Origin of the sequence: Tolypothrix sp. FACHB-123, from assembly GCF_014697075.1 — a bacterium.
Lineage (GTDB): Bacteria > Cyanobacteriota > Cyanobacteriia > Cyanobacteriales > Nostocaceae > Aulosira.
In genome coordinates, this window is the sequence record NZ_JACJRE010000120.1 from 1 (window position 1) to 7272 (window position 7272).

General features: G+C 37.7%; 4 protein-coding genes and 2 pseudogenes. 4 read left to right on the forward strand and 2 right to left on the reverse strand.

What is annotated here, in order from left to right:
* Nucleotides 1-84 precede the first annotated feature (84 nt).
* Entirely contained in the window at nucleotides 85-825 is a 741-nt protein-coding gene (locus H6G41_RS33645) for a hypothetical protein (protein ID WP_190752680.1), read from the reverse strand.
* Nucleotides 826-1268: 443 nt separating this feature from the next.
* On the opposite strand from H6G41_RS33645, the gene H6G41_RS33650 reads away from it, so the two are divergent.
* The 4 genes and pseudogenes from H6G41_RS33650 to H6G41_RS33665 all read left to right on the forward strand — a co-directional run bounded on the left by H6G41_RS33650 (nucleotide 1269) and on the right by H6G41_RS33665 (nucleotide 4080).
* Nucleotides 1269-1526, forward strand: coding sequence for a hypothetical protein (locus H6G41_RS33650; protein WP_190752681.1), 258 nt, complete (start codon nucleotides 1269-1271; stop codon nucleotides 1524-1526).
* Nucleotides 1527-1591: 65 nt separating this feature from the next.
* A pseudogene (locus tag H6G41_RS33655) lies at nucleotides 1592-1759 on the forward strand (SpoIIE family protein phosphatase); the annotation flags it as partial.
* Between the two features lie 695 nt (nucleotides 1760-2454).
* Nucleotides 2455-2607 (forward strand): hypothetical protein, encoded by a 153-nt coding sequence (locus H6G41_RS34860; RefSeq protein ID WP_206756970.1) that lies wholly within the window; start codon nucleotides 2455-2457, stop codon nucleotides 2605-2607.
* A 537-nt stretch (nucleotides 2608-3144) separates the two neighbouring features.
* Complete coding sequence (locus H6G41_RS33665) at nucleotides 3145-4080, forward strand: hypothetical protein (RefSeq protein ID WP_190752687.1); 936 nt, start codon at nucleotides 3145-3147, stop codon at nucleotides 4078-4080.
* A 1195-nt stretch (nucleotides 4081-5275) separates the two neighbouring features.
* Here the strand turns inward: H6G41_RS33665 and H6G41_RS33670 are convergent.
* Nucleotides 5276-7174 (reverse strand): annotated as a pseudogene (locus tag H6G41_RS33670) (CHAT domain-containing protein); the annotation flags it as partial.
* Nucleotides 7175-7272 lie beyond the last annotated feature (98 nt).

Consider the following 7272-nt stretch of genomic DNA (forward strand, 5'->3'; position numbering starts at 1 on the left):
GCGTGGTTAAATATCTCCGAAAGCCAGTCTCCAAGATGGATTTGTCCCCTTTCCCTGCACCCTCTTGACAAAAGTGCAATTACCTTAACCTCTCACCGATGGCTTATCCCTAAACTTATCACGAGGTATATTTAACTTTACGAATGTAATAATTGAAGTTAAACTTAAACTTTCTAAAGATAAATCCTTATATCTATGCAACCAGCCTAAAATTCGTTTAATATAAATAATTTCTGTTGTAACCGTTGCTTTAGTACAACTATATTTTTCCTTTCTAAACTTTTCAAATAAATTTAGTTCTTCCTGTAATTTATCATTGATATAATCACTCTTATAAATTAATTCGCCTCGACTTTTTCCTCGACCATAAACAGCCATCAAAGCGTATGGATTCTTATACGGTCTATTATAAGAATGTTTTGCTTTAGTTCCGCTTCCTTTTGGATTACGTTTAAACAACTGAACTTGACTATTCGCTTCTATTTCTTCTACATTTGAAGACAAATAGTTATTGTTCTCTGCCCAGTTTAAGAACGCCTTGTATGCTGATTTATATGATTTACTGTTCCCTTTATCAATTCCTTGTTTTGCGAACTCCTGCTCTAAAACTTCCATAGTTCCTTCAAGTTTAGCAGCAGGTATTTTTTTTATAATTTCTAAAAAGCTAAATACTTCATCGTTTGTTGCCTTACTTCCTGATGGAAATTTACCTCCCCAGTGTTCAGCAATAAATCTATGCATTACACTTCTTAAAATTAACTTATTGGATTTAGTATTATGTGCTTGAAATTCAGAGTAGATATCAAAAATTGTTTTTGAGTTCATGGGAGTGATATAGAAATCAAATGGCTTAAAAGCTAATTTAGATTATGCGCTTAAACTAGATATAAGTAAAATCTATATTAGCTCTAATTAGATTATATCATCTTTTAACTTAGAACTTTAATCCTTCGATATGGGTTTCAATAAGTAAATATATACTAATTACTTAAAAAATTAGTAATTACAAGACTTTTGAAATTTAAGGTGATATATATAATCCAAAATTGGTGATACAAATAAATCACCATCACATTAAGCGCATAATAAGCGCATAAACTAAACTTATATTTGACAGGAATTTCAGCTTTATAACTTTCAATTTTTTTTTAATTTTAAAGCGCTAAATGTTTGGGATGTTAATTTAGTTTAGGAATCTAAACTAAACTCTTGTTTTGTAGAGCTTTATGAGTTCTGTATAATTATGGCTAGCTTTACAGTAAGTATTTATGGTACGACAATCTAAAAAAGTTAAAAAGTATCAAATGCCAAAGGGCCATTTGAAGGGTACGGCTAGAAGGAGAGGTAAGCCAATTCTTTATGACGAAGTAAAAGAAAGCTTTAATATTAAATTAACACCGACAGCTAAACAACTAATTAAAGATGCAGCTAAATTGCAAAATTTTTCTCCTTCTGAGTTTATTGAGCGATGGGCAAGAACAGAGCTAATAAAATTAAAAAAGCTAGAAATTGACGAAGAAAATTAGTAGCTTGTTAAGCTTATAGTATTAATTAAACTTGCACAAGTCTATCTATGCATAATAGCTCTGCAATGGGAATTGCAATCGGTTTAAATGCCAATAGCCAATACGAAGACACTCAGGCACAATTAGAGCCAGGGGATACAATAATTTACTATACAAATGGCTTCACTAATGCGGCTTCTCCAAGTGGCGCTCGCTTCGACGAAGAGAACTTTATTGCTAGCTTCAGTGTTGCTATAGTAATCCTAAATGATTCATGAGAAAACACCATATTCATGGAGCTTAGGAAAATCAAAAATTTGACTGCTTTATTGATAAGACTTAGCTCACATCTTGCGCCTAACTGAATAAACCCGTAAAAGGCAAATAGGCTTGGTTTAAGTAACGAAAAAATTTTGGTCGTTAGTGAGGCATCGGAATGAACTGTCCCATTTACGACACTTGGTTGATGGCATCACCGTATTTGAGATTTTAAATTTTGGAAAATAGGGTTGGTAATTCACTCAAACAAAATTTTTTAAGGTCTGTTCGCATAGCATTCCCAAGAGTTGCCTCCGAATAAATCGAGCAAAGAATCTAAAATCCGATTTTCTCAGTAAACCAAGAAATTTTCTAAAATCCTTACCAGCCCTAATTTGAGTTTAGGAATACAATTAATTAACCGCACTTCTGTTAGAGTCTGCTTTTCAAGGAATGGAGGTTGTTGGTGGGTTATTACTGTTAAGGTTCATAAGGGTTCTGTTAGCAATGGAACAGGAATGTACGTTAAGCCCAATATTCCTGTGATAACAATCTTTATCACAGGAAAATACGCTCAAAGCCTGAATTCGGACGTGACAATTAGGTATTGAAGAAGGTAGAAATTTTATCGTTATCATAGGAATCAGTTGGAGCGCGTACATTTTGGTTCCAATGCGATCGCCTTGATTCCATGAAAGTTGGCGCATTACTGCTGAAAGACTTACCTGTAGTGCAAAACATGAATGATGCAAATTACGCAGATACAGAATCAATATCCATGATGCCAAAAACGGATGATGCAAATGATACACAAAGACCGATAGTGCCAAATTTGGTACTATGACCCCAGCGATCGCTGTCGGTTAACCTATAAGATTGCCGCCACGTATGTCACTTAAAGGATAAAGTGACCGTTTTTAAAGCAAAAAGTGGCCGCAGAACAGAACCTAAGGTGGAAGAGTATTTGAAAAGATTGAATGCGATCGCTTGTAAAGTATGGCGAAAGTAGGGCGACGCAAAAATAAGCATTGCAGGCTTTTAGGGCGGCCACTTTATCCTTTAATTCCGGACATCTTTTCCTTTAAGTGACATACGTGGCGGCTCATGACAGGCTCGCTACTTTTGCCCCGTATTCGGACAAACTTAACTCCTAATACCGTCAACTTGGTCAGTGTCTGGGTAATTGTGACCATTCATAATTTACCAGCACACTTAATACGTAATAGATTTTTTAATTGTTAATAATTTATTAAATTTTATTTATTTTACTTTTATAAAGTAGATATTATGTATTAAGTGTGCTACTAAATAATATGCAGATGAGAAAGCACCCAACACTGGATGTTAAAACAAGCAATAATTCTATTATTTTTATTTTGTTATGGTTTTTGACGAACTTAACTCTGCTCTACCAGAATACGAACTCTACAATGAATTTAATGCTTTACATAAAATAATTAAGCACAAAGGTAAAAAATATATTTTTAATGAGCCGCCTGCGGAGGTACGCCCTGTATTTAGTCCGGCACCCATCGTCTCAACAGTTTCTGAGGCTAACAGACAAAAAACACAAATTCGAGAATTCATTAAAGCCCGCAAATTGAATGAGCGTCGCATTCTGCGATTGATGGGATGCTTGAATATGTATATTTACCTTACAGCTAAAGATTGGAAAGCAATCAAAAAAAACTCCCAAAAAGATAGTGCTACACAAGAGCACAAGTATGAAATAGATTCTGAACGTTTATCTGAGATGATTGCCATTGCAGATCAGGGGAATTTAGAAAATGCTTTTCCTAGTACTTATGCTGTTGAATATTTGAAGAAGTACTGGGGCATTTCCTGCGCTAAACGTAGTTATTATGGAGTTCGAGAATTTTGTAGAAATTATCTTTTACTGTTTGATTTTAACCCAGGAGAGTACCAAACAAGAAAAATCCCACGTTTCAGACAAATTAACTATAGGCGTTTACTACTTACCTATGAAGTCTTAGAAGAGGAACTAAACGAGCGAGAAAAATGTGACTTATTACCTGAACACTTAGGATCTAATGTCGTTAAAATTTATAATGCAGTTTTTTTAGGTTTTTTGCGATACAGAAGTAAATGGCGTTTTGATTTGGGCGCTGTTATCTGTGAAGATGAGATGCAACGTCCTATAAACCGAGAGATTGAGAAACCAAGCATCCGCGAATTCGGTAACAAATCTTGGTCAGATATCACTAAAAAAGTTCTGGATCAGAATACTCAGAGTTGGGTACCATACTTTAAAACTAAGGATGAGCGAGATGCCTATTTAGCTCGGCAGCAAAAATAACCACTGCATAAATACAACTTTGTTTTGTCCAAGCTCTATGTCACACGTTATACTTTATGGTATTTCTTCCACCTAGTTGCAATGTGTAGAGAAGCTAATTTTTTAGTTTTGGGTTGAATAGCGGTTGTTGTGTAAGTTTCTCGTTTTGTTCATTGATGCTTGCTGTCATGTTCAGTTGAACATGAAAAATCAAAAAAGCCGTTTTGAGTTTTTGGAATAAATTTCGGTTTTAGGCTTAATCCGCGAGCGCACTACGCCTTTAGCTCAATCTCACTGAGTTGCGTTCCCCAAAGGTTTGTTCACGGCTGAGGTGTTTCTGGAAAGGGCTGTTAACAAACAATTTGTCACTAAAAAATCTCTATGTTCACTTGAACATGGCTGCGATCGCACAGCGCATTTGGACTCAGTTTTAAAAGCTCTGTTCGCTGCATTGCATACAAATGAACCACAAAAGCCCTATTGCTTGCTGTACTTAAATTTTGAGGTTTTTCAACTCCATTTATAGCTTTGAACTATATGTTGTCCCTATGGGGTTATGAAGTATGTCGTGACCGTTTGGTCAAGACATGGTTCAAATCACAATTTCCGACTCTACGTAAAGGTGGAATTTTAAGCACGATGGTTGCGATCGCATAGTAAACCACACAAAAATTGGCTGATTGAGGTTTACCCAGAACTGTTATTAGCTTCAAATTTACTAAGCTCAAGGAGCGAACACACTCTTAATAAAAGTCACTAAAAGCCTGAAGTCCTTTTATATTCGTGTATTCATGTGAACGGATGATCGCTTATGTTCAAGTGAACATAAAATGGTACTGCAAAACCCCCAAGTTAGCCAAAAATGGCAGGAGAAACTGGGGCACAAGTAGCAAGCGTGACACGAGCCGCTATGCGACGGCTGAAACCCTTATGGCTACGTTACCAAATACAGTACCAAATAGCTTAAACTTTTTTTGATACACCGATTAACAGGATTTACTTGCCCATGAGGTTGATTGAAACTGTGTCAAAAAAAGGCTTCTCCAGAATTGGGTAGTGTTAAAGAATCTGCCAGATTTTTATTTTCCTGGCGGGAAGGGAATCAACTATTTAGATAAAAATCGAAGAACATCATTCCCAACCTTGGGAAACTTAATGCTATGGTTGCAGAGATACCGCTACAATCTGCTCCACTTTTGATGTACTCCCGTCCTGATTACTTCGCCTCCCCAATCAGAGTAAATGCAGCCCAGTTACTTGGATTAGGATGCTGTTTCATGGTCACCAACATCGCTTGACGCAACGCCTGTGCTTTATCAGGATTCTTCTGTAACTGACGATAAAATTCCCCCATCAATAATGCCGAAGGACTATCGGGAATTGACCATAATGTAACAATCACACTCGGCGCACCCACAGAAATTAAAGCGCGAGATAACCCAATTACACCATCACCTGTGAGCTTTCCTTGCCCAGTATCGCAAGCACTTAAAACAACTAATTCGGCGTTGATTTTTAAATCTAAAATTTCATTCGCAGTTAGCAATCCATCATCCTTACCATCCGGGGCGAGAGCGACAGCACCGGGGACACCTAAACCTTTAAAATCATCAAGTAGGCCGTGAGTAGCAAGGTGAATAAATCGTGCTTGGGGTAATCTTTGAATAAAAGCGGCTTTGGTTGCTTCTTTACCTGTAATCGCTTTGATATTTAACAGTTGTGCGATTTCTTTAGCTTCTTTTTCTGCACCCGGTAACGGAGTTAATTGTTGTGGTGCTTCGCCAATTTTGGGAGCAACACTGGGCATGGTAGGATTGCCCATGACTAAGACTTGATTACCAGAAACTTTCTGCCGTTGTTTGCGAGTTAAATCTAAAACTTGAATTGCCGGCGCTGTAAGAATTGTATGTTTTTCAATTAGATATTTACCTTGCTCATCTTGTAACGCGGCGAAGGGAACGAGGAATAAAGATGATTGCGGTATAAATGTAACTCGCTCATCATGGTTTTTGGGAAGAAGGTCGGCGATGGGATTAATTAGTAATTCGTGCAGCTTTTGAAAGCGTTGTTTTACTTTGGTGGGATTGGGGTTGTAACTTAGGTCAATACCGCCACGACCTCTAACGCCGATTGACTCGCGGCTGTTGGTGACTAATTCATCTAAAGTTGTATTCTCTTTTTGCCATAAAGGTTTAAGGTCAGCTTTGCGGAAGGTAACTTCACCTGTGGGTTTGATTACCCAAATGTAGAGTTCTGATTCTTTAAATTCTTGTTTACCCTGAACTGTAAAATCATTATAAATAATTGAATATTGCACGAGAGTAGAATTTTGTGATTTGGCAGTTTGTTTAATCTCGGCAATATTTGGTGGGGTGGGGAATTGTTCTGTGGGGTTAGCAGATAACCTCAAAGCAAGTAACTCCACAAAAGCCCGTCCCCGTCCCCGTTCTGATATTTCTAAAGCAGCATCAGTTTTATTTTGGGCAATGAGGACTTGTTGTAAAAGGCGATATATACTCCTTTGCGTTTCAAAAATTGAGACTTTCTCATTATCCTTTAAGTCTCGACCTCGGAGAGATTCGTAAACTTTAATGCCTGCAATCAGGGTACTCTCTGCTAAAGTGAGATTGCCTTGTTTGTAGTAAGCAAATCCTAGATTGTTTAGTGTTTGACCCTCACTTTGACGGTCTTGAATAGAGCGTGCTAGAGCCAATACTTGTTGTAGGTAGTTAATAGCTTGTTTGTTGTCTCCCAAAGAAAGGTAAGCAAGACCGAGATTTCCTAGTGCTTTCCCCTCACCTTGACGGTCTTGAATAGAGCGTGCTAGAGCCAACCGTTGTTGTAGATAGTCAATCGCTTGTTTGTAGTCTCCCAAGGAAATGTAGGCAGCACCGAGATTTCCCAGTGCTTTCCCCTCACCTTGACGGTCTTGAATAGAGCGTGCGATCGCTAACGATTGTTGTTGGTAGTCAATAGCTTTAGGGTAGTCTCCCAAGGAATGGTAGGCAACACCAAGACCTCCCAGTGAATTACCCTCACCCTCACGGTCTTGAATAGAGCGTGCTAGAGCCAAGCTTTGTTGATAGTAGTCAATGGCTTTAGGGTAGTCTCCCAGGGCAAACGCATCTTAATTTAAAGTGAAGGCAAATAATGCACTGGTAGATGAGTCAGTTCAATGATTTTCAGGATGAATACATTGATTGTTGAGCGAAT